Source organism: Pelagibacterium sp. 26DY04 (genome assembly GCF_031202305.1).
GTDB lineage: Bacteria > Pseudomonadota > Alphaproteobacteria > Rhizobiales > Devosiaceae > Pelagibacterium.
Window position 1 is genome coordinate 2261218 of sequence record NZ_CP101731.1, and the last position, 22974, is coordinate 2284191.

At 61.4% G+C, this 22974-nt stretch carries 20 protein-coding genes; 6 read left to right on the top strand and 14 right to left on the bottom strand.

Going from position 1 to position 22974, the window contains the following annotated elements; translation table 11 throughout:
- Positions 1–5 precede the first annotated feature (5 nt).
- The 3 genes from NO932_RS11095 to NO932_RS11105 all read right to left on the bottom strand — a co-directional run bounded on the left by NO932_RS11095 (position 6) and on the right by NO932_RS11105 (position 3613).
- Positions 6–731 carry a GntR family transcriptional regulator gene (locus NO932_RS11095; protein ID WP_309207422.1) on the bottom strand — a complete coding sequence of 242 codons (726 nt, stop codon included), beginning with the start codon at positions 729–731 and terminating at the stop codon, positions 6–8.
- Between the two features lie 26 nt (positions 732–757).
- Positions 758–1843, bottom strand: a complete 1086-nt coding sequence (locus tag NO932_RS11100) for an Ldh family oxidoreductase (protein WP_309207424.1) — start codon at positions 1841–1843, stop codon at positions 758–760.
- 111 nt (positions 1844–1954) lie between these two features.
- Positions 1955–3613 (bottom strand): MFS transporter, encoded by a 1659-nt coding sequence (locus tag NO932_RS11105; RefSeq protein ID WP_309207425.1) that lies wholly within the window; start codon positions 3611–3613, stop codon positions 1955–1957.
- Positions 3614–3835: 222 nt separating this feature from the next.
- Here NO932_RS11105 and NO932_RS11110 point away from each other — a divergent pair, with 222 nt between their 5' ends.
- Positions 3836–4603 carry a DUF1080 domain-containing protein gene (locus tag NO932_RS11110; protein ID WP_309207426.1) on the top strand — a complete coding sequence of 256 codons (768 nt, stop codon included), beginning with the start codon at positions 3836–3838 and terminating at the stop codon, positions 4601–4603.
- Between the two features lie 36 nt (positions 4604–4639).
- Here NO932_RS11110 and NO932_RS11115 read toward each other — a convergent pair whose 3' ends face one another.
- Together NO932_RS11115 and NO932_RS11120 are read right to left on the bottom strand one after the other, a co-directional pair.
- Complete coding sequence (locus NO932_RS11115) at positions 4640–5665, bottom strand: Gfo/Idh/MocA family oxidoreductase (RefSeq protein ID WP_309207427.1); 1026 nt, start codon at positions 5663–5665, stop codon at positions 4640–4642.
- Positions 5658–6692 (bottom strand): Gfo/Idh/MocA family oxidoreductase, encoded by a 1035-nt coding sequence (locus tag NO932_RS11120; RefSeq protein WP_309207428.1) that lies wholly within the window; start codon positions 6690–6692, stop codon positions 5658–5660. The genes NO932_RS11115 and NO932_RS11120 overlap by 8 nt, the downstream gene beginning before the upstream one ends.
- A gap of 156 nt (positions 6693–6848) precedes the next feature.
- Between NO932_RS11120 and uxuA the strand changes: the two genes are divergently transcribed.
- From uxuA to uxaC, 3 genes are read left to right on the top strand one after another with little or no spacing between them, the layout of a single operon-like run.
- Complete coding sequence (gene uxuA / locus NO932_RS11125) at positions 6849–8051, top strand: mannonate dehydratase (RefSeq protein ID WP_309207429.1); 1203 nt, start codon at positions 6849–6851, stop codon at positions 8049–8051.
- Between the two features lie 34 nt (positions 8052–8085).
- The gene (locus NO932_RS11130; protein ID WP_309207430.1) at positions 8086–9561 is read left to right on the top strand and encodes a mannitol dehydrogenase family protein; all 1476 of its coding nucleotides are present in this window, start codon (positions 8086–8088) and stop codon (positions 9559–9561) included.
- A gap of 26 nt (positions 9562–9587) precedes the next feature.
- A complete protein-coding gene (gene uxaC, locus NO932_RS11135) occupies positions 9588–10994 on the top strand; it encodes a glucuronate isomerase (RefSeq protein WP_309207431.1) in 1407 nt (468 codons plus the stop codon).
- 57 nt (positions 10995–11051) lie between these two features.
- Here uxaC and NO932_RS11140 read toward each other — a convergent pair whose 3' ends face one another.
- The 5 genes from NO932_RS11140 to NO932_RS11160 form a co-directional block, all read right to left on the bottom strand.
- Positions 11052–13385, bottom strand: a complete 2334-nt coding sequence (locus NO932_RS11140; RefSeq protein ID WP_309207432.1) for a hypothetical protein — start codon at positions 13383–13385, stop codon at positions 11052–11054.
- Positions 13386–13449: 64 nt separating this feature from the next.
- Positions 13450–13872 (bottom strand): cytochrome c, encoded by a 423-nt coding sequence (locus NO932_RS11145; RefSeq protein ID WP_309207433.1) that lies wholly within the window; start codon positions 13870–13872, stop codon positions 13450–13452.
- 41 nt (positions 13873–13913) lie between these two features.
- Entirely contained in the window at positions 13914–15446 is a 1533-nt protein-coding gene (locus NO932_RS11150; RefSeq protein ID WP_309207434.1) for a tripartite tricarboxylate transporter permease, read from the bottom strand.
- Between the two features lie 7 nt (positions 15447–15453).
- Positions 15454–15975, bottom strand: a complete 522-nt coding sequence (locus NO932_RS11155; RefSeq protein ID WP_309207435.1) for a tripartite tricarboxylate transporter TctB family protein — start codon at positions 15973–15975, stop codon at positions 15454–15456.
- Positions 15976–16029: 54 nt separating this feature from the next.
- Positions 16030–17067: a tripartite tricarboxylate transporter substrate binding protein gene (locus tag NO932_RS11160; protein WP_309207436.1), complete on the bottom strand. Its 1038-nt coding sequence runs from the start codon at positions 17065–17067 to the stop codon at positions 16030–16032.
- Positions 17068–17327: 260 nt separating this feature from the next.
- Here NO932_RS11160 and NO932_RS11165 point away from each other — a divergent pair, with 260 nt between their 5' ends.
- On the top strand, positions 17328–18023 hold the full coding sequence (locus NO932_RS11165) for a GntR family transcriptional regulator (protein ID WP_309207437.1): 696 nt from the start codon (positions 17328–17330) through the stop codon (positions 18021–18023).
- 69 nt (positions 18024–18092) lie between these two features.
- On the opposite strand, the gene NO932_RS11170 is transcribed toward NO932_RS11165, so the two are convergent.
- The 4 genes from NO932_RS11170 to NO932_RS11185 form a co-directional block, all read right to left on the bottom strand.
- Positions 18093–19028: a sugar phosphate isomerase/epimerase gene (locus NO932_RS11170; RefSeq protein ID WP_309207438.1), complete on the bottom strand. Its 936-nt coding sequence runs from the start codon at positions 19026–19028 to the stop codon at positions 18093–18095.
- A 98-nt stretch (positions 19029–19126) separates the two neighbouring features.
- A complete protein-coding gene (locus NO932_RS11175) occupies positions 19127–19672 on the bottom strand; it encodes an NUDIX domain-containing protein (protein WP_309207439.1) in 546 nt (181 codons plus the stop codon).
- Positions 19673–19682: 10 nt separating this feature from the next.
- Positions 19683–20600 (bottom strand): TatD family hydrolase, encoded by a 918-nt coding sequence (locus NO932_RS11180; protein ID WP_309207440.1) that lies wholly within the window; start codon positions 20598–20600, stop codon positions 19683–19685.
- Positions 20601–20625: 25 nt separating this feature from the next.
- The gene (locus NO932_RS11185) at positions 20626–21495 is read right to left on the bottom strand and encodes an EboA domain-containing protein (RefSeq protein ID WP_309207441.1); all 870 of its coding nucleotides are present in this window, start codon (positions 21493–21495) and stop codon (positions 20626–20628) included.
- Between the two features lie 64 nt (positions 21496–21559).
- On the opposite strand from NO932_RS11185, the gene NO932_RS11190 reads away from it, so the two are divergent.
- Positions 21560–22942, top strand: coding sequence for an alkaline phosphatase family protein (locus tag NO932_RS11190; protein ID WP_309207442.1), 1383 nt, complete (start codon positions 21560–21562; stop codon positions 22940–22942).
- Positions 22943–22974 lie beyond the last annotated feature (32 nt).

Consider the following 22974-nt stretch of genomic DNA (forward strand, 5'->3'; position numbering starts at 1 on the left):
CTTCGCTATGCGGGTTCTTGTGTTTGTTCATCGAGCGAAGCGAGCCAGCGCCGCTTGCCGTGATTGACGTGCTCTTCGCCGAGCTGCCGCGCGCGTTCGGCATCGCCCTCGGCGATAGCCGTGACGATGGCGCCGTGCTCCTCATTGGTCTGGGCGGGGGCGTGCAGCGAGCGACGCAGGAAGTGCGTTTCGCGGATCAAATCGTCATAGATCCGACTCGAACAGGCATGGTCCGCCATCTGGGCGATGAGATTGTGAAATTCGAGATTGGCCTTGTAGTAGGCAACGATGGCGCGGCGGCCGATCGCCTCATCCATGGCCACGATCAACGCGGAAAGCTCGGCGATGGCCGTTTCGGTGCGGCGTTCGGCGGCCCGGGCGCACATCAGCCCCGTGAGCAGCGCCCGCACATCGTAGTTCTCTGCGATCTCGGTGTGGGACATCTCACGCACGAAAACCCCGCGAGCGGGAATCGCGGCCAGCAATCCGGCCTGCACGAGTGCCCTCGTGGCCTCTCGCACCGGAGCGCGGCTGACGCCGAGCTGTTCGGCCAGCCCATATTCATTGATCCGGCTGCCCGGTTCGAGCTGACCGGTCAAGACGAGACGTTCGATCTCGCGATAGACCTGCGAGGCCAGGCTTTCGGCACGTTGAACGCGCTGGACCGATGGCGTCACCATGCGGACCGTCGTTTCAGTCGCCGATATACTGTCGACAATTTTCCAATGCATGATGAAAGGTCCATATTTGCCATTGGCTAACCGGCGCGGCTCATTTCATCGCCAAATAGCCAGCGCGCTCCGGATTCCTCGGCAATCTCCTTGAGCCTGCGATGGAGCCCCGGCCCGATCGGTATCCCCTCGACGCTACGCCGGGCTCTGATCGCACGCTCGGGATCGCCGGCAACCAGCACGGGCCGTTCGGGATCGACCGCCGGTGTCGCCCGCAGATCGTCGCTGAACTGGCTGACGGACGCCTTGAACTCGTCCAGCGGCCGGAACAGCTCGGGATCGAGCGCCAGGAAGAAGTGGCCCACATCGAGCCCATAGGGTTGCCTCGAATGCATGGGATCGGTGATAAGCGTCGAGCCCGACAGGCAGGATGAAAGGATATTGACCATCGCGGCCAGCCCGTACCCCTTGTAGCCCGCGCTTTCGGCGCTGCCGCCCAAGGGGGAAAGGAAACCGCCATTCATCACCTGGGAAGGGTCGAGCGTGGGGCGTCCGGAGGGATCGAAACCCCAGCCGGGAGGCATTTGCTGGCCCTCGACGATCTTGTTGCGCACCTTGCCCGAAGCCACGGTGGTCGTCGCCATATCGAGAATGAAATGCCGCCCGTCGGCGCTGGGCGCTGCAAAAGACCAGGGATCGGTGCCCAGGCGGGCCTGCGAACCGCCGGTGGGCGGCACCCTCACCCCGAACACAGTGGTTGCCGCCATGGCGATCAAGCCACGATCGGCAGCGCGGGTGGTGAAAAAGCCCAGCGCGCCGAAATGGCCCGAATTGCGAACCGAGACGATACCGACGCCCCCGGACGCGGCCTTTTCGATGGCAATATCCATCGCCTGCGTCGCCGTCGCATGTCCCAAGCCGCCATCGCCATCGAGCAGAGCGCTGATCGACGTTTCCTTGACGACCTTGGGAGAGGGATTGAAATTGATCGGCCGCGATTTGCGCCGCTCGTCATATTCCACCAGCATCGCGATGCCGTGGCTTTCGATGCCGTGCAGGTCGGCCCATGAGAGCACCCGGGCCGACGCCCGTGCGCGCTCGGCCGGCATGCCCCAGGCGTCGAAAATCGCGGCTGCCTGATCTTCGTGCGTCTGATAGTCGTGAACGATCACCCGTAGGCCTCCCCGCCGTTGCTCGGCTTTTGTGGCGGGAACGGTGCCTCAGCCGAAAGCTAAGGAAAAGGATGGCCCGGATTTGTTCAAAACTAAGCTGGAGTTAACTCTTCAGCTTTCGCTCGGATCACGGAGGATGAGGTTTTCCTTGAGGGGAACGATCTGCCTCTCGATCATCCGATGCACGTAAGGCGGCTCAGCGCCCCGATGCAGAGCGCGCAGGCTGACGGCGTTTTCGGCATCGGCCTTGGTGCGGCGCTGGTGGTGGCGGACGTAGTCGATCCAGGTGGGCACATGGTAGGATTCCACCCAGATTCTCGGTTTTTCAAGGTCGCGCAACAGGCCCCATTGCCGGGCACCGTCGCGGATGCGAATGCGGCGCCGATCGGCCATGAGCGAGAGGAATTTCCCGATGTCCGCCTCGTCGATCTTATAATCGATCATCACCATGATCGGGCCGCTCCGGGGCTGCAACTGGAGCTTGAGAAGCGGCTCGTTGAAGGAATTGAGTGGCGAAAGGTCACGGGATTCGAACTTGGGCAAAGGCAGGCGGAGGCCAATCAGTGCACAAGCGGCCAACGCGGCGCCCGCCAGCACGAGAGCCCAGGAAAGACTGGACGCATCGGCGATCTTGCCCCAGCACCAGCTCCCCGCCGCCATGCCGCCGAACGTCGCCGTCTGATAGAGCGCCAGCGCTCGCCCGACCACCCAACGCGGGGTCGAAAGCTGGATCGAGACGTTGAACAGCGACAGGGTGAGGACCCAGCTCGCGCCCGCCGGCAGCAGGGCCATATGGCTGAGAAGAATGTCGTGACTGAGGCCAAGAACGACGCAGCTTAGAGCAAAGCCGACGCAGGCGAAGCGAACGATGGTTTCGTTGGAAAAGCGTGCCCTGACACGAGCGTTGATGAAGGCTCCGCCAATCGCACCCAGGCCGAAACTGCCCAGAAGCGTGCCGTAGATCATCGGGCCGCCGTCCACATAGGTGGCGGCGAGCGAGGGCAGCAGGGCCAGGATGGCGATGGCGGCAAAGCCGAACAATGCGCTGCGCGCCAGCACCACCGTGAGATTGGGAGAGAGCGAAACATAGCGCAGGCCGGCCCAGATGGCACTGCCCAGCCGCTCGCGCGGCAACGGGTTCGCCGGCGCGGGGCGGCGCCAGCGCACCAGGGCCCAGATCAGCGGCAGGTACGATACCGCATTGGCCGCGAAAGCCGCCGCCGCGCCGGCTATTGCGACGATCAACCCACCCACGGCGGGACCGACGCTGCGCATCATGTTGAAGCCCAGCGAATTAAGGGTCACCGCGCCGGGCAAGTCGTGACGCGGAACGATATCGCCCACCGAAGCCTGCCAGGAGGGATTGAATAGAGCGGTTCCGACGCCCAGGAGAAAGGTAAAGGTCAGCAGCAGCCAGGGGTTGAGTAAGCCAAAGAAGGCCAGAACGGCCAGCGCGAGCGAGACGAGCGCCATGCCAGTCTGCGCAACGATCATGATGATCCGCCGGTCGAAATTGTCGGCCAGCGCCCCGGCGATGAGGGAAAAGAGCATCACCGGAAGCGTAACCGATGCCTGGACGAGCGCGACCATGTCATAGGAATCGGTAAGCTCGGTCATGAGCCAACCCGCCCCGACCGACTGCACCAATCCCCCCAGATTGGAAGCGAGGGTGGCGATCCACAAAATCCGGAACGTCTCGTGACGGAAAGGCGCGAGAACCGAATTGGGCCCAATTCCCGACCTGGTCTTTTCAACGTCCGGCGCCGACACCTTTACCTCCACTGGCCCTATTGCGCATGCCCGCATCGCGTTGGACGGGCGCCAACGCGTCTCACGATCGATCGTTTGCGGGGTGCTCCCAGCCTCACATTAGGGGATCGCGCATCTTTGTGCGCAAGGCAAGGCATATCGCTGGCGGAAAAATTTCGTCACAGCTTGCGTTATTTGCATCCTAGTATACTATCTTCCGCTAATTCATTGAGGAGGAGCAAAATGCCGAAACTGACCCCTACCCTGGCGATTTCAATCGTCGTGGCGCTGGTGCCGGCCGTTGGAGCGGTTGCCCAGCAGCAGGAACTCGAGATTCCACGAAACGTGCAATCCGTAGTGACGGAAATCTGGGAGCCGGTGCCCGAAAAGGTTGATGCGCAGGAGGGCGAACTGCCGTCCGATGCGATCGTTCTGTTCGACGGCACAAATCTCGATGCCTGGGAATCAGTCGATGGCGGGCCGGCGGAATGGACGATTGCAGACGATATGCTGTCCGTGGCGCGCGGCACCGGCGACATCCGGACCACGGAATCGTTTTGCGACATCCAGCTCCATATCGAGTGGCGCGTGTCCGAAGATATCGAGGGCTATGACGGGCAGGATCGCGGCAATAGCGGCATCAAGATTCAGGACCGCTACGAGGTTCAGATTCTCGACAGCATCGACAATCCCACCTATGCGAACGGACAGGCGGCCTCGATCTACAAACAGCATCCGCCGCTGGTGAACGCCTCACGCGCGCCCGGCGAGTGGCAGACCTACGATATCGTCTTCGAAGCGCCGATCTTTGCCGAGGATGGCGCGCTGCGGCGGCCCGCTTATGTGACCGTGCTGCACAATGGTGTGGTGGTCCAGAACCATGCGCAGATCCAGGGCACGACGGCCTGGGTGGGCTATCCCCGCTACGAAGCGCATGACTGCCAGCCGATCCGGCTTCAGGACCACAATGCCGATGTCGACTTCCGCAATATCTGGGTTCGCCCGCTCTAATGCATGAGGCGGCGGCGTTTGCCGCCGCCCCCCTTTTTATTCGCGCCGCAGGTCCTGTTCGGCCATCTGCTGCGCTTCGAGCGCGAGACGGGTCACCGTGGCGGCGTGGGAGAAGGTCAGCGAGCGCTCGGTGCGCTCAAGAACATCGGCGGCGAGGTCGCGGAAATAGGTCAAAGGGACATCCGAGCAGTCGATATAGGTCGAGCGGCTGTTGTTGACCATGAACAGATGATCGGTGCCCGGCCGGCCCTCGATATCCACATATTTCCTGAGCTCGATATAGCCTTGCGTCCCCAGCACAAGCAGGCGGCCATCACCCCAATTGGGGAGGGCTTCGGGCGTGTACCAGTCGAGACGGGCATAGCCGCGCGCCTTGTCGCTACGCAGCAGCATCTCGCCGAAATCCTGAAAGTTCGGGTCAGCGGGGTTGGCGAAATTGCCCACGCTGGCCGAGACGATTTCGGCGTCCGATGAGCCGGTGAAGGTGAGAAACTGATCGATCTGGTGGGTGCCGATATCGCCCAGGATGCCGCCATAAAGGGAGCGGTCGAAAAACCATTCGGGCCGTGTATGGCGGTTGAGCCTGTGGGGACCGACGGCAAGGGTCTGGACCACCTTGCCGATCTCCCCACCCCGCACCAGTTCGAGCGCCTTGATGGAAGACGGCACTTCGAAACGTTCGGAGAAATTGACGGACCAGATCCGTCCGGTCCGTTCCACGACAGCCTTGATGCGATCGAGTTCGGCAAACGAAATGCAGCCGGGCTTATCGAGCATCACGTCCTTGCCATGCTCCATCGCCTCTATGGCGAGGTCGGCGCGCTGGTGAGGCGGCGCGGCGATCAGAACGAGGTTGATGTCGCCATCGTCCAGAAGTTCGCGCCGATCGGCAACGCGGGGAAGGTCTGGGAACCGTTTGACAAAGCCGCTCAATGTTTTGGGCTCGCCTTCGGTCCACCAGCCCTTGCAGCGCGCTCCGGCCTCCAGCATGCCCGAGAGCATGCCATAGATATGCCGGTGATCGATGCCGATTACCCCGATGACGACTTCTGAATTATTCATTGCCTGCAACTTCATCCAAGGTCACTGCGCGACGCTCGCGTGAGGAAAGGGTCAGTGCGTCGATCAGTCGATGGACGTTGAGCGCTTCGGCACCGGTCACCATGGGAGAGCGGCCGTCGCGGATCGCCTCAAAGAAATCGCGTTGCGCCGAGGCGTGCCAATCATGCGGGAACGCCATGGGATCGGCGCCGCCACCAGTGCCGGACGGCTCGCCGAAGCTGTCCTCCCTCCCATCGTGGTAGGAGACCGTCAACGTGCCCGAGCCGAGATGGACAGCGGCTTTCTCAAAGCCCAGCTCGATGGTTTCGGCGCCGCCAGGATAGGCTGCCGTGGTGGCAACGATGGAACCGAGTGCGCCCGACTTGAAGCGCACACCGGCGCCGACGAAATCCTCCGCTTCCATGTCGTGCAGGCTGGAGGTGCCCATCAGCGCCATGACCTCATCGATGGGACCGGTATAGACCTGCAGCAGATCGAGGGTGTGGATGGCCTGGTTGATCAGCACGCCGCCGCCATCGCGTGCGTAAGTCCCCCTGCCCGGCTCGTCATAGTAGGATTGCGGCCGCCACCAGGGGACGTTGACCTGGGCGATGCCAAGCGGCCCCAGCGTTCCCGATTCTATGAGAGCCTTGAGCCTCAAGGAAGCTTCCCGGAACCGGTGCTGGAAGATCACGCCCATGGTCACGCCGGCGCGCTGTGCGATTTCGACGAGTTCACGCCCGGCGGCGCTATTTCTTTCAAGGGGTTTTTCGAGCAGGATGTGCTTGCCCGCCCCTGCCGCCGCGGCGACGATCTCGCGGCGGGCATTGGGTGGGGTGAGAACGATAACGGCATCCACATCGCCCCGCGCTAAAAGCTCTTCGAGAGATGGAGCGGCGGGAACGCTCCATTTTTCGCAGAAGGTCTTGAGCCGCTCTGCGTCGCGATCATAAACGCCCCGCACCTCGGCGATGTCGCGCAGATCTTCCAGGGCGCGGGCATGAATGCCCGCCACCATGCCTACACCTACGATAGCAATTCCTAGCATTCATCCTCTCCCATCCTGCGCCTGTTAGTGCACGACCCGGCTTGCCTTACAACACTATGTGCAATATGTATCCTAGTATCCTACATCGATGAACGAGACAAGACCGCGGCAGGGATCGTGGCAACACCAGGAGGGGATCGAGTGAGAAAAAGGCTGATGCGGCAGACCTGGCGCTGGTTCGGACCTGCGGACAAAGTCACCTTGCGCGATGCCCGCCAGGCCGGGGCCGAGGGGATCGTGACCGCGCTCTACCATATCCCGCCGGGCCAGGTATGGACGCCCGAGGAGATCGAAAGGCGCAAGCTCGAAACGCGCCAGACTGCTGACGGCAACGACACCGGCCTCTATTGGGACGTCATCGAAAGTCTGCCGGTCTCCGAGGCCATCAAGACCCAATCGGGAGACTGGCGCACGCATATCGCCGACTGGAATACCAGCCTGGAGAACATTGCCGCCGCCGGTCTGGAAATCGTCTGCTACAATTTCATGCCAATCCTTGATTGGACACGCACCAACCACCGCCAGGTGCTACCCAATGGCGGCACGGCGATGGCCTTCGATCTCGTGGAATTCGCAGCTTTCGACATCGCGCTTCTCGAACGCGCCGGGGCGGCCGATGATTATCCGGCCGAGATCGTGGAGATGGCGAACCGACGGGCAACCGAAATGTCCGACATCGAAAAGGACGAGCTTTGCGACGCGATAATCGCCGGGCTCGCCGGTTCGGTGGAAAGCTGGACGCTGGAGACGCTGCGCAATCAGCTCGCGCTTTACCGCAACATCGATTCCGACCGTTTACGGCGCCACCTTGTCGATTTCCTCGAACAGGTGGTCCCAACTGCGGAACGACTGGGCCTGAGGCTCTGCTGCCACCCCGACGATCCTCCTTTCTCGCTGTTGGGATTGCCCAAGGTGGCATCGACCGAGGACGATTATCGCCGGCTGGTCGAAGCCGTCGACAGCCCCGCCAACGGCATCACCTTCTGCACAGGGTCGCTCGGTTCACGCGACGACGCTGACCTGCCGGGCTTTGTCGATCGCCTGGGCTCCAAGATCGCCTTCGCGCATTTGCGCAATGTCACCAACTACCACAAGGGTGTTCCCACGAGCTTTCTCGAGGACGAACATCTCAGTGGCGACCTCGATATGGTAGCCATCGTTGCCGCCCTGTTGCGCGAGCAGGAAAGGCGCCGCGCCGAGGGGCGCGCCGACTGGCAGATTCCCATGCGCCCCGATCACGGCCACGATATCCTCGACGACGCAGCGCGCGGCGCCCGGGCGGGGTACCCGGCAGTTGGCCGCCTCAAGGGGCTCGCCGAGTTGCGTGGGGTGATGCACGCTTTTGCCCGGCAGGACTGACCACGCACGGCGCCGCCGCGCCAGTAAGGATCTCATGTTTCGCCTCGACCAAGCCAGTCTTGCCAACCTGGCACCGGACATCCAAAAGCCCGTTTACGACAGGGCCGGCATTCGTCCCGGCATCGTCCATATCGGCATTGGTGCGTTCCATCGCGGGCATATGGCCGTCTATATCGACGATGTTCTCGAAAGAGATCCCAACTGGGCGATTATCGGGGCGAGCATCCGCCGGCCCGACACCAGGGATGCGCTGGCGCCTCAGGACCATCTCTATTCGGTGAGCGCCAAGAGCGGCGAAGGCATTTCGACGCGCGTGATCGGCTCGATCGTCGACATCATCGACGCATCGGCCAGCACGCGCGCGCTGATCGCCAGAATGGCCGAGCCCCGTATCCGCATCGTTTCGCTAACGGTGACCGAGAAGGGCTATTGCCACGATCCGGCCAATGGTCATCTTTCGACCCAGCATCCCGACATCGTCAACGACGCGATCCATCCAGACACGCCTCGCAGCGTTCCGGCGATCATCGTCGCGGCCGCCGCGCTGCGCCGCGCGGGAGGACATGGCGGGCTGACGGTGCTGAGCTGCGACAACCTGCAAGGCAACGGCAAGATCGCCAAGACGACCGTTCTCGAATTCGCCCGGCTGCGCGACGCTTCGCTGGCCGAGTGGATCGAAGCCAATTTCAGCTTCCCGTCCACAATGGTCGACAGGATCGTGCCCGCCATTTCCGATGGAGACAAACAGGACGTCGAGCAGCGCCTGGGCCTTGCGGATGCTTGGCCGGTCGTGACCGAGCCTTTCAGTCAGTGGGTGATCGAAGACCATTTCGCCGCCGGACGCCCCGATCTGACAGCGGTGAGCGCGCAACTCGTGCCCGATGTGGAACCGTTCGAACTCATGAAGCTGCGGATGCTCAACGGCTCCCATTCGACGATGGCCTATCTCGGGCAGCTCGCCGGACATCGATTCGTGTCCGACGCGGTTGCGGACGAAACGCTCAAGGCGTTGGTGAGCACCCTGATGACCCATGAGGTGATCCCGACACTCGATGTGCAGGGTATCGACCTGTTTGCCTATCGCGATGCCCTGCTGCGCCGTTTCGCCAACCCTGCCCTGCGCCACCAGTTGGCGCAAATCGCCGTCGATGGCAGCCAGAAGCTGCCGCAGCGCACGGTTACGCCGATACGCGAACGGCTGGCTCACGGCAAATCGATCGAACTGCTGTGCCTGACGCTGGCCGGCTGGATCGCCTATCTGGCGCGGCTCGTCCGCCAGGAGGGGACCGAGCCAGCCGATGCCATGGCGGCCAGATTGGCCGATGTCGTCAAGGGCGAAGGCAGCGCCAGTGAACTCGTCCGAAAAGCTCTGTCGATCACCGAGATCTTTGGCGACGATATGGTCAACATCGAGCCAGTCGTGCAAACGGTGGAGCGCCACCTCGCCTGCCTGCAGGACGAGGGTGTCGGCGCGGCCATTCACAAGGCGCTGGCCAGGATCGACGCCTGATACATTTCGAGCAAGGGGAGGCTCCATTGTCAACGCTACTCCATCCCGACCGGCTGTTTTCGGCCAACGCCACCGAGCGCGACATCGCGCGAGCGCTTTACGAGAGCATCAGCGACCTGCCGCTCATCAGCCCGCACGGCCATACCGACCCGCGTTGGTTTGCCGAAAACGAAAACTTCGCCAATGCGTCTGAGCTGCTGGTCGTGCCCGACCATTACGTCTTCAGGATGCTACTCAGCCAAGGGCTGCGGCTCGAGGTCCTGGGCATCGCCCCGCATGAGGGTACGGTCGAATCCGATCCTCGCGCCATCTGGCGGCGGTTCGCCGAAAACTACCATCTCTTTGCCGGCACCCCTACCCGGCTCTGGCTCGACCATACATTCGAGACGCTGTTCGAACTTCACGAGCCGTTGTCGCGCGAGACTGCCGACACCTATTTCGATGCCATCAACGCACTGCTGGCGCGGGAGGATTACCGTCCCCGTGCGCTTTTTGATCGCTTCGGTATCGAGGTCATCGCAACGACCGAAAGCGCCCTCGACGATCTACGCTGGCACGACCAGATCAAGGACAGCGGATGGTCCGGCCGCGTGGTCACGACTTATCGGCCCGATGCGGTGATCGACCCTGACTTCGAAGGATTTGGCGTCAACCTCGATACCTTCGGCGAGATCACCGATTGCGACACGGGAACCTGGGCCGGCTATCTCGACGCCCATCGAAAGCGCCGTGCGTATTTCAAGCAACGCGGCGCCACCGCGACCGATCATGGCCATCCAACGGCCGAGACTGCAAACCTTTCCGCCGGACAGGCACAAGCGCTGTTCGACAAGGTCCGCGCCGGAAAGGGAGGACCGGACGACCATGGGCTGTTCCGCGCCCAAATGCTAACCGAAATGGCCAAGATGAGCCTCGAGGATGGATTGGTCATGCAAATCCATCCCGGCTCTTTCCGAAACCATTCCGAGGCGACCTTTACCCGGTTCGGCCGCGACAAGGGCTTCGATATCCCGACACGAACCGACTATGTCGAAGCGCTGCGGCCGCTGCTGTCGGTGGCGGGAATGGATCCCGACTTCCGCCTGATCATCTTCACTCTCGATGAATCAGCCTATTCGCGCGAACTGGCACCACTGGCCGGCGTTTACCCGGCGCTTCGACTGGGTCCCGCCTGGTGGTTCCACGACAGTCCCGAAGGCATGCGGCGGTATCGCGAACTCACCACGGAAACAGCGGGCTTCTACAACAGTGTCGGGTTCAACGACGATACCCGCGCCTTCCCTTCAATTCCGGCGCGGCACGACGTTGCCCGGAGGGTGGACAGCGCGTTTCTTGCACGGTTGGTGGCCGACCATCGCATTCGCGAAGACGAGGCGTTCCACCTTATCCACGAACTTTCCTACGGCTTGGCCAAGAAGGCCTATCGGCTCTGAGGGAAAATCCATCGCCGCAACAAAAAAGAGGGGCCGAAGCCCCTCTTTTCTTTTGGCTTACTGGTCCTTGCCGGGCCAGGACATCAAGATCGTAACCCCTTCGATGCGGCCTGCGAGTGTTTCGTCCTCGCTTAGCGCGAGAAACTCTTCAGGGGCTTCCTCCAGCGTCAGCGTCGGAACGCCATCGACTTCCGTCATTGCCGATTCTTCGCGCTGGGGAGCATTTGCGGCGCGCTGCTGGGCAAGAAGCTCGGCCTGTTCGGCGTCTGCCTCGTTGACCTCGGCGTTGAAGTCGGGGAACGCGCGCTCGCCAAGATCGCCCACAGTCCACGAACCCGCCTGACTGCGGGGCAGCGCGGGGGCCAATCCGGGATCGGCGACACCAGCAAGCACCACCTCGAGCCCCAGAAGGGCGGCTTCGCGCTGCCATGCCGGACGATCGGGCGCGGCAATGGTCGCGAGCATATCCGACACATCCTGAGCCGAGCCAATCCGGGTGAGACCGGATACGACAGTGGTGATCGCGTTGCGGATACCCTCACTGCCCTGCTCGGCTTCGAAAAGCGCATTGAGCAGTTCGGTCACCTGTGCGTCCGGCACGCCGCTCAGCGCGGCATCGAGGGCGATATAGTCTTCCCCGTACATATCGATGATGCGCATGATGGCATCGAGCCGGTTGGCATCGTCGAGTTCACCAGCAGAAGCGGCGAGCTGGTACTTAACCTGCCAATCATTGTTCGTATTCCCGATGAGACCCAGGAAAGCGTCGATGACGTCCCGGTTCCCTTCGCCGAGGAAGGGCTCGGCAATCCGCAATGCCGCAGTCTTGATGTCGCGATCCTCATCGTCCAGAGCGGAAATGACGAGGTCCGGTTCGACCGCATCGAGGCCGTCCAGCGTCCAGAAGGCGTGCAGCCGGGCGACCGGATCAGCATCGGAATTAAACAGCTCAATCAGTGCGGGCACGGCATCGGTCTGCTGCTGCACGACCATAAGCCGCTGGGCATGATCGCGATACCAGCCATTTTCGTGTTCGAGCAGCGCCACCAGTTCCTCGGGCGTGGACTGGGTGAGATCGATGGGCTCGGATGGCGTGCCGTTTTCGTGGCTGACCCGATAGATGCGGCCGTTGATGCCATGCGTATCGCCTAGATTGTGCTCGTCCACCCAGTCCTTGAGATAGTTGCTCATGAACACGGCATCCTGAATGATGCCGTGATAGAGATCGAGCACGTAAAGGGCACCATCGGGACCGACCTGGGTGAACACCGGACGGAAGCGCTCCTCGGTGGACGTGAGGAAGTCGCCCTGCTCATATGCTTTTTGAAGGTAGATGCCCGACCCGCTGTCTTGCAGGGTGCTCATGGTGACAAGTTGAGCCGCCGGCTCCGGAACGAAGATGTTGCCATAATCGCTGCCATTCAACGCGGTGCCACGATAAACCGCTGCGCCGCCGGCCGATGTCAGTTCGATCATCGCGCCGTTTTCGTCCAGCGTACCCTCGACATAGCCGCGGTTGATGCCCGGTGTGGGGCGGATGGGCCATACGCGGTTGGCGGCGCGGGTCGGGCCGCCGATCCATTCGTGATTGCCGCGATTGCGGGTGAAGACCGAACTGCGGCCGTAATAATAGTCCGGAACGTAGCTCATCGAGGGCGCCGCGGAATTGCCCTGGCGCAAGATGCGGCCCTGATCGTCTGCAGTGACGCCCCATTGCGAGATGGAGATGCCGCGATCGACCTCGAACCCCTCCCCGTTCCACTGATACACCTCATCGAGATAGGCGTTGTAGATGCGGTTATCGATGTTCCAGAACATGCCGTTGGGGTTGTGCTCGATCGAGCCGCCGAGGGCACCGTAATTGCCTTCGGTGATCGGCGTCTTGCTGTCGGCGACGTCGTCACCATCGGTATCCTCGAGCAGCCAGATATTGGGCGATTCACCCAGAATGACCTTGCCGGGTTCGAGGATCAGCAAAGAGCGCGGCAGCACGAGTTCATCGGCAAAGACCTTGCGCTCATCCGTGACACCATCGCCGTCGGTGTCCTCGAGAATGACCACCGAGCTGCTAGGGGTTGCAGCCGTCAGATCCTCGAGGTTGAGCATGAAAGTCGTTTCGACGACCCAAAGGCGGCCCTGATAGTCCCACTGCATCACGATGCCATCGCCCAGCAGCGGCTCGGAGGCGACGAGATCGATGGAATAGCCGGGAGGCAGGGTGAAGGTCTCAAGCGACTCTTCGGGCTCCATATAGCCGAAATTCTCCGGCATGGGCTGGAACTCGGGCGGCCAGACCTGCTCGGACTGCGCAAGCGCCGTCCCGGTCATCAGGGCACATGTCAGCGCCGAAAGCGCCAGCATGTTCCTGTGGTTTCGTTTCCTATTGGTCATGGGTTTGCTCCTCCTCAAGATCGCGACCGAAGTCGCCAATCGATGCCAATAAAGATGGATGTCGTTACTGACCGAAGCGCATGGATTCGAGCTCGGCCGGGTCGGTTGGAAGCGCGGTGTTGCCGGCCTCCATGCCGTTGTTCTGGGCAATGAAGGCGATGATCGTGGAAACCTGCGCGTCCGAAAGCGTGCCGGGCGCATCGGCCGGCATCATGTCCTTGATGTAGGCGTGAAACTCGGAAACGGGCCGGTCGAGCCAGGAGAAATTCGGGCCGGAGAGTGCCGGCGCCGAAAAGCCTTCGAGCTGGGCACCGTGGCAGGACGCGCAGGAACGCTGGTAGTTGGCACCGCCGCCGATCGCTTGCGGGGCGGTGAAGGTGATCGCGTCAAGGCCGCTCGCATCCTGGGCAAGGGCGGCGCCGGCGGGGAACGCCAGCAGCGTGGCGATGAGGGCAGCGCTGCCTCCCAGTTTCAGAAACATCGACATTCGTTACTCCTTTGGTCAACGACCTGCCCGAGATTGGCAGGTCACGAATTTCCTGTGGCCCGCCTCTTGCCCGTCATCGTGTCCACAAGCCGGCGGCCGGCTCTGCCAACGGCGGGAATGCTCAGCAGGATTGTGCCGACGACGATGAGGCACAGCACTGCGCTGATGGGGCGGGTGAAGAAGGGCGTCCAGTCGCCATTGGTGAGGCCGAGACCGCGCCGAAGGTTGAGATCGAGGAGATCTCCGAGCACGATACCCAGCACCAGGGGCGCCATGGGATATTTCATTTCCCGCAAGAGGAATCCCAAGACGCCGAAAGCAAGCATGACGTAGACATCGAACATGCGCTGGGTGACGGCGAAGGAGCCGACGACGCACAGCACCGCGATCACACCCATGAGGCGTTCTTGCGGGATGCTCACGATGCGGATGAACAGCCGGGTCAAAGACAGGCCGAACAGCAGGTTCGCAAATGTTGCAAGCAGCAGCATGGCGATGACCTGGTAAACAAACGCGGCGTTCTCGATCATCAGCATGGGGCCGGGGCGAACCCCGTGGATGAACATGGCCGCGATGAGCACGGCAGCCGCAGCCGATCCGGGCAACGCAAGGGTGAGCGTGGGGATCATCGCACCCGAAACAACTGCATTGTTGCCGGTTTCGGCGGCGATCAGTCCTTCATGGCTGCCCTGCCCGAATTCCTGGGGCTTTTTGGAAAAGCGCTTGGCCGCAGCATAGGACGACCATGCACCCACGTCTTCGCCAACACCGGGGATGATCCCTACGAACGTTCCGATAACGCCCGAGCGAAGAATGGTCCGCCAGTACTGGAAAAGCTCACCAAATCGCGGCACGACGCGGTCGGTCACCGAGGTGGGCCGCATTTCGGCATGACGTTTGATCTGGCCGAGAATTTCGGCCAGACCGAACGCACCGACCATTGCCGGGATGATATCGATGCCCGCCGAGAGTTCCGACACACCGAACGTGAACCGCTGGTGGGCGTGCAGGCTCTCCATGCCGACCATGGCGACCAGAAGCCCCAGAATGCCGGCGATATAGCCCTTGAGCGGCGTATCGGAACCGCTCAGTTGGCCCGAGATGATGACGCCGAAAAGCGCGAGCCAGAAGAATTCATAGGTGCCGAAATTGAGAGCAACCTCGGTCAGGAGCGGCGCGAGCAGAGCGAGAAAGAATATGCCCACCAGCGTGCCCAGTGTCGACGCTGTCGTCGCCAGCCCCATAGCAAAGCCCGCCCTGCCCTGCAGAGCCAGCGGGTAACCGTCGAGGGACGACGCCGCGCTTGCCGGCGTGCCGGGAATATTGAGCAGGATGGCCGTACGGCTGCCGCCGAAGATCGAGCCGAGATAGACGCACATCAGCGTCAGGATCGCTTGGGCGGGCTCCATGTTGTAGGTGAGCGTTACCAGGAGCGCCACGCCCATGGTCGCCGTCAGGCCCGGCAGGATACCGATCGCCAATCCAAGCAGCGTTGCCCATACGACATTGAAGATACCTTCGAACGTCAGAAAATAGGCGATGCCCTGCCCGAGCAGGATAAGTCCATCTAACATTTTCGACCTATGGCAGGCGAACGAGGAACAGTTCGGCGAACAGGTAGTAGATGCCCGCTCCAGCAACGATCGCCGTCACGGAAGCCCAGATCAGGGTTTTGGGCAGGTTGACCTGTTCGGACGTGAGGACGGCTTCCATCGTCACGATGAATACGAAGAGAAAGAGCATGGAGGCGGCCCAGAACGGTAACCAGCCGACCAGCCCCAGTGCAAAAATGAGCACCATGGCCAAAGCCGCAACAGCCCGCGCCGCTTCGAGCGTTCGGAACACGGCAAAAAAATCCGCCCAGCTTCCATCGCCCTGGCTCTTCCAGGCCTTTACGCCCAAGAGGCCTCCCAGCAACACCAGGATGGCACTGAGGGCCATCGGAACCAGCCCGGGAATGGTCGCGGGATGGATGCGCCTCGCCTCAAGCCGGGGCATCGTATAGGCGTAGTAAAAGACCGCCAGCCCGAGAATAACCAGAACGACCGCCGTCAGAAGGTCGGCCCGGGCGCGTGTGCTCTGCTGGCCCGCTTGGTTTTCCATGTCTCGAATCCTTGGAAAGTCCGGCCGGAAGTACCGCACCCCCGGCCGATATGCTTATTCCACAGGTGTCTCGGTGCCCGCTTCGCAGTCGACGCCGATCGTGGACGGATCGTTGACCGCATCGCCGCGCTCAAGCGCAGCACAAGCCTGGGCGACGACGGTGGGCGACACCATTTCGCGCGCTTCCTCGCCGTAAGCCGGAGTGAAAAGGGCACCAGCCGTCTGCGCGTAGCTCTGCAGCTCCTCGGAGGCCGCCACATGTTCGGCCCAGATAGTATCGAGGGTCGAAACCACCTCTTCGGGCACGCCCTTGGGAGCCAGAACACCGAAATAGTTGTAGGCGATGTCGATGTCGAGGAGCCATTCGGTCACCGGCGGAATGGTATCGACGCCATCCATCGTCAACGGTTCATCGGAAAGCACGGCCAGTGGCCGCAGCCGTCCGCCACGGATCAGCTCCGCCTGTTCGCCGGCCAACTGGGTGGTGACCATAGACTCGCCCGAAGCCGTTGCCACGGTAGCCGGTCCACCGCCGTCATAAGCGACCAGATTGTAGTCGAAATCGCCAGCTTCAGCCAAAGTCGACAACGCCGTGCCGCCTGCAGAACTCACGCCTGCCGTCGCGACCGTGATGTTGGCACCATCCTCCTGGAACGCGGCGAGAAGTTCACCGAAATCGGCGTAGGGACTATCGGCGGGAACGGAAATAACCGAGACGTTGGCGACGCTGAGATAGAGATGCCAATCATCGATGGTCGTGCCCTCGATGAGGCCGGTCACCGCATAGGTCGCGGCATCGGCGATGCCGGTCGCCAGAAGCGTGTAGCCATCGGGCTGAGCCGAAAGGACGCCCTGGGTGCCAACAGCACCGGACCCGCCCGGCTGGTTGACCACCACCACATCGGTGCCGAGCTGTTCGGCGAGAATGGGCGCGGTGACGCGGGTGACCTGGTCGGTTGCACCGCCAGCACCCCAGGGCACGATGATGTTGATGGGCCGATCAGGGCTCCACTCCTGAGCCGAAATCGAAGTCGCCGTCAGCGCCACGGCCGAAACGGCAATCGTGACAGCCAATCCACGAAAAAGTCGCATGCTGTTCCTCCCATAGGTTAAGCGCAAAGCCTTGACGTCCAGCGCTAGGATACTAGCATACACCCAATTGAAGGCACTTCAACCCCCGCTGGGAACTTTTGCCATTTTGTGGGGGCCGGTGCAGCAGATGCACGTCAGGTGCGCCGTTTGTGGCATTCTAGAATGGTTGAATACCGCCCTTCGATCACATACAACTTAAGTATAGTTTGCCTTTCATGGCGTGATTCTCTTGTGAGGCAGCTATTTCGACGAGGATGCTGATGGCTCAAATGCTGCAGGATACAAAAACGGTAGGCGAATTGTATGCCGATGCCATGAGCGACGTGCGGATCGACTATGGACGGCCGATGGCGCCTCAAATTTACGAGGCGATGCGCAAGGTCATCGTGCAGAACCGTCTGACGCCCGGCACCCCGATCTATGAAGCGAAATTCTCCGAAGTCATCGGCGTGAGCCGCACTCCGCTCCGGGCGGCAATGCAGCAGCTTGCGAAAGAAGGTCTCGTTGAAACCCGGCCGCAGGTGGGCTCCATCGTGGCGCCGATCGACCGCAAGAAAATCTTGTCGGCAGTGTTTTGTCGCAGCGCCCTGGAAACGGCTGTTGTGCGGCGCCTGGCCGATCTCAAGACAGTCGACACTCGGCCATTTATGCGCGTCCTTGATCAGCAGGAAGACTACAGCGCGCGCGACGACTATATCGGCTTTTTCGACCTGGACGAAAAATTCCACTTGCTGCTTGCCGAAGCCGCCGGTGTTCCGGAGGCCTGGCAGCTCGTCCTGTCCAGCAAGACTCATGTGGACCGCGCGCGCCTGAGCCTGCAAAGCTCTATTCCCGGCCGCGCCGCCGTTGCTTATCAGGAGCATGTCGGGATCGTGGAAGCCATCGAAAAGGGCGATCCCGAACTGGCGGCAAAACGCATGGACGCACACGTGCGCTCTGCGCTCGACATCATCTGAGGTAGCAGTCTTCCTAAATGACGATAGCCGCCTTTTGGGCGGCTATCGAAACATGGTGGCTAGACCCGATTACGATGGGTCAGTCGGGCTGGAGAGATATGCATAGCCCTCACAGGTAGAAGTGATCCCATCGGGCTCGGGGCGGTCGTTTTCGATGAAATAGTAATCGACGCCTGCCGTCTCGCTCAGAGCGAAGATTTCCCCGAAATCGATGAAGCCCTGCCCCACCGTTGCGAAGGTCGGTTCGTCCTCGCCTTCAACCATTTGGGCATCCTTGACGTGGAACAAGGGGAAGCGGCCCGGATTGGCTTCAATGAGGCCCACAGGGTCCGCATCGCCCACGACGGCCCAGTAGAGATCGAGTTCGAAGGCAACGTTTTCCGGATCGGTTTCGGCGAGCAGGATGTCGTAGCCGGACTGGCCATCACCGAGATCTTCGAATTCGGCGTCATGGTTGTGGTAAGCGACGGTGATCCCTGCCTCCTTGAGCGTTGCTCCGGCCTCATCGAGCAAGGCAGCGAGATCGGAATAATAAGCGACGGGATCTTCCGCATCCTCGTGCCCGCCACTGATGCGGACATAAGTGGCGCCTACAGCCTCGGCAGCCTCGATGACCACATCGATCCGGTCGCTCAGATCGTCGCCACCAACGCCGAGCGAGGGAACGCTGAAGCCGAACTCCTCGGCGAATTCCTGGATCTGAGGCACTTCAACGCCCTGAAAGCTCGGAACTTCACCTTCAAGATCAGGGCCGGAGAACTCGATGTTCTCGATCCCGCATTCGGTGACTGCTTGCAGCGTGCCACGGGCATCCTCTCCGAGCTGGTCGCGGATCGTAAATCCAACAACACCGATTTTGTCGACCGGAATACCCAGATGCGACTGTCCAGCCGCTGCGTCGGCCGATTGTGCCATCGCCGGAGTAGCGGTGAGCGCCATCGACAATGCCGCCGAAGCCACTCCGGCCAAGGCGAGCGCGTCAAATGCGCGACGTGAAAGTTTCATGGTCTCCTCCTCAGGTTTGGACCTCTAGGATACTAGAGTACAAATCGGGCATCTGGCAAGCGCAAAGGCACGTTCCCTCACTGACGCTCGGTGCGAATCTAAAAGAGAGCAGACACCAAGCCGCGTTCGACATAGATGCGGAACCAGGGTGTATAGCGCTCGGGATGAGTGGCTACGTCCTGCTCGATCTCGCCACGACCGGCCGTGCGCAGGCCCGCTACTTCCGATGGATTCATATCGCTAAAGCTGAAACGAGGCGGAATTTCCCCGCGATAACAGTCGACCACTTCATTCTCGAACAACGGCCCTATCGGCGCATCGTACTCCGTGCGGCCGACAAAACGGGCCGGAAAATCGACGCCCAACTCGCGGCCGAGCGTGCGTGTTACGCAATCGGCCGAGCTTTCCTGCCAGCGCGGATGCGAGCAGGCCGAATTGGTCCAAAGCAGCGGCGCGTGATATTTAAGGCTCGAGCGCTGCTGCAACAGCAGGCGATCGCCCTGGAACAGGAAAACCGAGATCGCCAGATGTTTGACGCCAGTGCGATGAGCTTTAAGTTTTTCGATCGGGTAGAGCGTACCCTCATCGTCGACCCCGGTGATCAACTCCCCCAACGCATCGTCAAACTGGCTCGCGGCGGGCATGGTCTCGTGGTTACTCTATTATGAGCCCGGCCGTGCCGGCTTTCACGTTTTCAACGACAGGATCGCGTCCGCCACGGAGGATGGAATTGCCTTCGTGAAGCTGGGTCTGGTCGACCCTGAGCCCATCAATCCAGTCGGCCTCGCTCATCTGGCCGGACTGGCCGTAGGCGGTCAGCGCGTTGGCGTATGTGGCTTTCCTGATCGCCTCCTCCGAAACGCCGCTCTGGCGCGCCAATTCAGCGGTCTTGGGAACGGCCAGCGGGTCGGAGATTCCCCAATCTGTCGCCGAATCCAGAATGACCCGATCGCCGCCATAGCGCTTGAGCAATTCGACCATGCGCACATTGCCCATCTTGGTAGATGGATAGATCGAAAACGCCGCCCAGAACCCGCGGTCGAGAACGTCTTCCACCGTCTCTTCGTTATTGTGGTCGACGACAACCTTGTTCGGATCGACACCATGCTCCCGGCACACGTCCATTGAGCGCAAGGTGCCCTTTTTCTTGTCGCGATGCGGGGTGTGGATCATTACCGGCAGGTCGAGTTCCTTGGCCAATTCGAGTTGGGCGCGGAAGTATTTGTCCTCAAGCGGGGTCTGCTCGTCATAGCCGATCTCACCGATCGCCACCACACCCTCCTTGAGCGCAAACTGTGGCAGGATCTCCATCACACCTTCGGCGAGTTCCTCATTGTTGGCTTCCTTGGAATTGAGCCCGATGGTGCAATAGTGGCGGATGCCGAATTGGGAGGCCCGAAAGCGTTCGAAGCCGACGATGTGGGAAAGGTAGTCCACATAGGTCCCCACATAGGTTCTCGGTTGGCCGATCCAGAAAGAGGGCTCGATCAGCGCCACGACGCCAGCCGCCGCCATCGCCTGATAGTCGTCGGTGGTGCGGGAAATCATGTGGGCGTGAGCATCGATGAACATGGAATTCTCCTAAAGGGCAGCCGCATCAAGCCGGAATGGATGACCAACTCAGCGCTCTGGACGCAATGGCGGCATGTTCGGTGGCAAGGCCGGCGAGCATAGAGCGGGAGGCCGGATCAGGACTCTCGGCGAGAAACAGGGCGGCAACACTGCGTTCGATGGGGTCGGGACTGACCAAGAGCGGATTGATCTCGCCTAGCACCTCTCCTCGCGCGAATGGCGCGATGCACCGCCAGACATGAAGATCGACCCCACGGCGGGCGGCCCGTCGCTCATGGACGTAATCGACCAGCGTGGCAGCCAGATCGTCATTTCTGCGCTTATCGAGTCCGACGATCGGCGGCAGGCTCGAATCGATGAACAGCGCCTTGAGCACCATGTGATTCCAGCGATGCTCGGAAAAGGTCTCCGCTGGCACCGGGCTATCGTGCGCGATCGCCTCGAAAATCTCCCGGATCGAGGTGCGCAGCCCCTCCCCGATCTGCCAATCGAGGTCGTCGCTGATGGGAAACAACGGCAGCGCCCGATAAAAGCCGATCAACGTGGCAAGATCGGCAGCCTGGCAGAGGCGCCTGAACGTCGTCCCAAACGAGACGGCATCATCGGCCAGCGGCAGCAGGGTCGAAGTGCGCGCAACATCGGCAATGGTCCAGAACCGTGGCACCCAGCCCGGCCGCAACCGCTGCGCCTCGCCAAGCTCGGCACCGGTGAGCGCGAGGTCCGCTTTGCCCGCTTTGCGGCCTACCAACGCCACCGCGCGCTCGACCTGAGCCGAGTTCATCAGCGGCACGTCAGCAGCTGTTTTTTCGATCCAGCCGGTGGTCTCCGCATCGAGCCGGGTTTGCAGCCAATGGGCCAGCAGCGGTCCGAACGTTTCCTTGAGCAAATTGGCCACGTCGATTGATCCTCCTGCATGGAGTATACTAGTATTACAGAAACAGGCGCAAGGGAGGAAGGCTTTGAAACAGACACTGGTTTTGCTTGTCGTGGGGCTGACCCCATCGCTTCTCGGAAAGCATACGCCCAGCCTTGCGAAGCTGGCTGAACGCGGGGGGCAACGGCCTCTCGCTACGGTGGTGCCTGCAGTCACCTGCTCGGTTCAGGCAACGCTGATGACCGGCGAGTTGCCCTCCGTCCACGGTGCTGTGGCCAATGGCTGGTATTTCCGCGAGGTGAGTGAAGTTTCGCTCTGGAAGCAGTCCGAACGCCTGCTTGCCGGCGAAATGATATGGGATGCGGGCAAGAAGCTGAACCCCGATTTCACCTGCGCCAAGATGTTCTGGTGGTACAATATGCATTCAAGCGCCGACTGGACCGCGACACCGCGGCCAATGTATCCGGCGGATGGGCGCAAAATCCCTGACCACTACACCAAGCCGGGCTCGCTACGCGACGAATTGAACGCCCGCCTGGGCACCTTCCCCCTCTTCAATTACTGGGGGCCCACTGCAAGCCTGCGTTCGACCGAATGGATCGTCGGCGCCACCGAACATGTGACCGAAACGCGCCAGCCCACGCTCACCCTGGTCTATATCCCCCATCTCGATTACGACATTCAACGCTTCGGTCCAGACCTGTCGCACCCTCGCATGCAGCAGGCCCTGCGCGACGTCGATGCCGCCATTGCCCCGCTGATCGAGAGTGCCGAGCGCGAAGGGCGCGAAGTAATCGTCGTCTCCGAATACGGGATCACTCCGGTCACCGAAGCGGTGCACATCAACCGCGCCCTGCGTGAAGCCGGTCTTATCGCCTGGCGTGACGAGATGGGTCGGGAAGTTATCGACCACGGTGAATCCCGCGCCTTTGCCGTGCCCGACCACCAGATCGCTCACATCTATGTTCGCGATCCCGCGGACGTGGCTGCCGTCGCAAATCTCATAGCCAATCTCGACGGCGTCGAGACCGTCGTTGGCAAGAAGGGCAAGCGGGAGATGGGTCTCGACCATCCGCGCTCAGGTGAACTCGTCGCCATTGCGCGCGCCGATCGCTGGTTCAGCTATTATTATTGGCTCGACGACGCCAAGGCGCCGGACTATGCGGCAACCGTCGATATTCACCGCAAGCCCGGCTATGATCCGGTGGAACTGTTCGTCGATCCCGACCTGAAGATGCCTAAGCTGCAGATCGGCTGGAAGATCGGCAAACGCAAGCTCGGCTTTCGCGGGCTGCTCGATGTCACCTCGGTGAACCGCACCAACTTGGTCAGGGGCTCGCATGGTCGTATCACTGATCGTGCCGAAGATGGGCCTCTCGTGATTTCCACCCGCCCTGACCTGCTGCCCGAGGGCGCGGTGGCGGCCACCGGGTTCAAGCAGCTCGTTCTCGATCACATCTTCAAATAATAGCGTGCATGACGGCACCTAGACATTTCAGC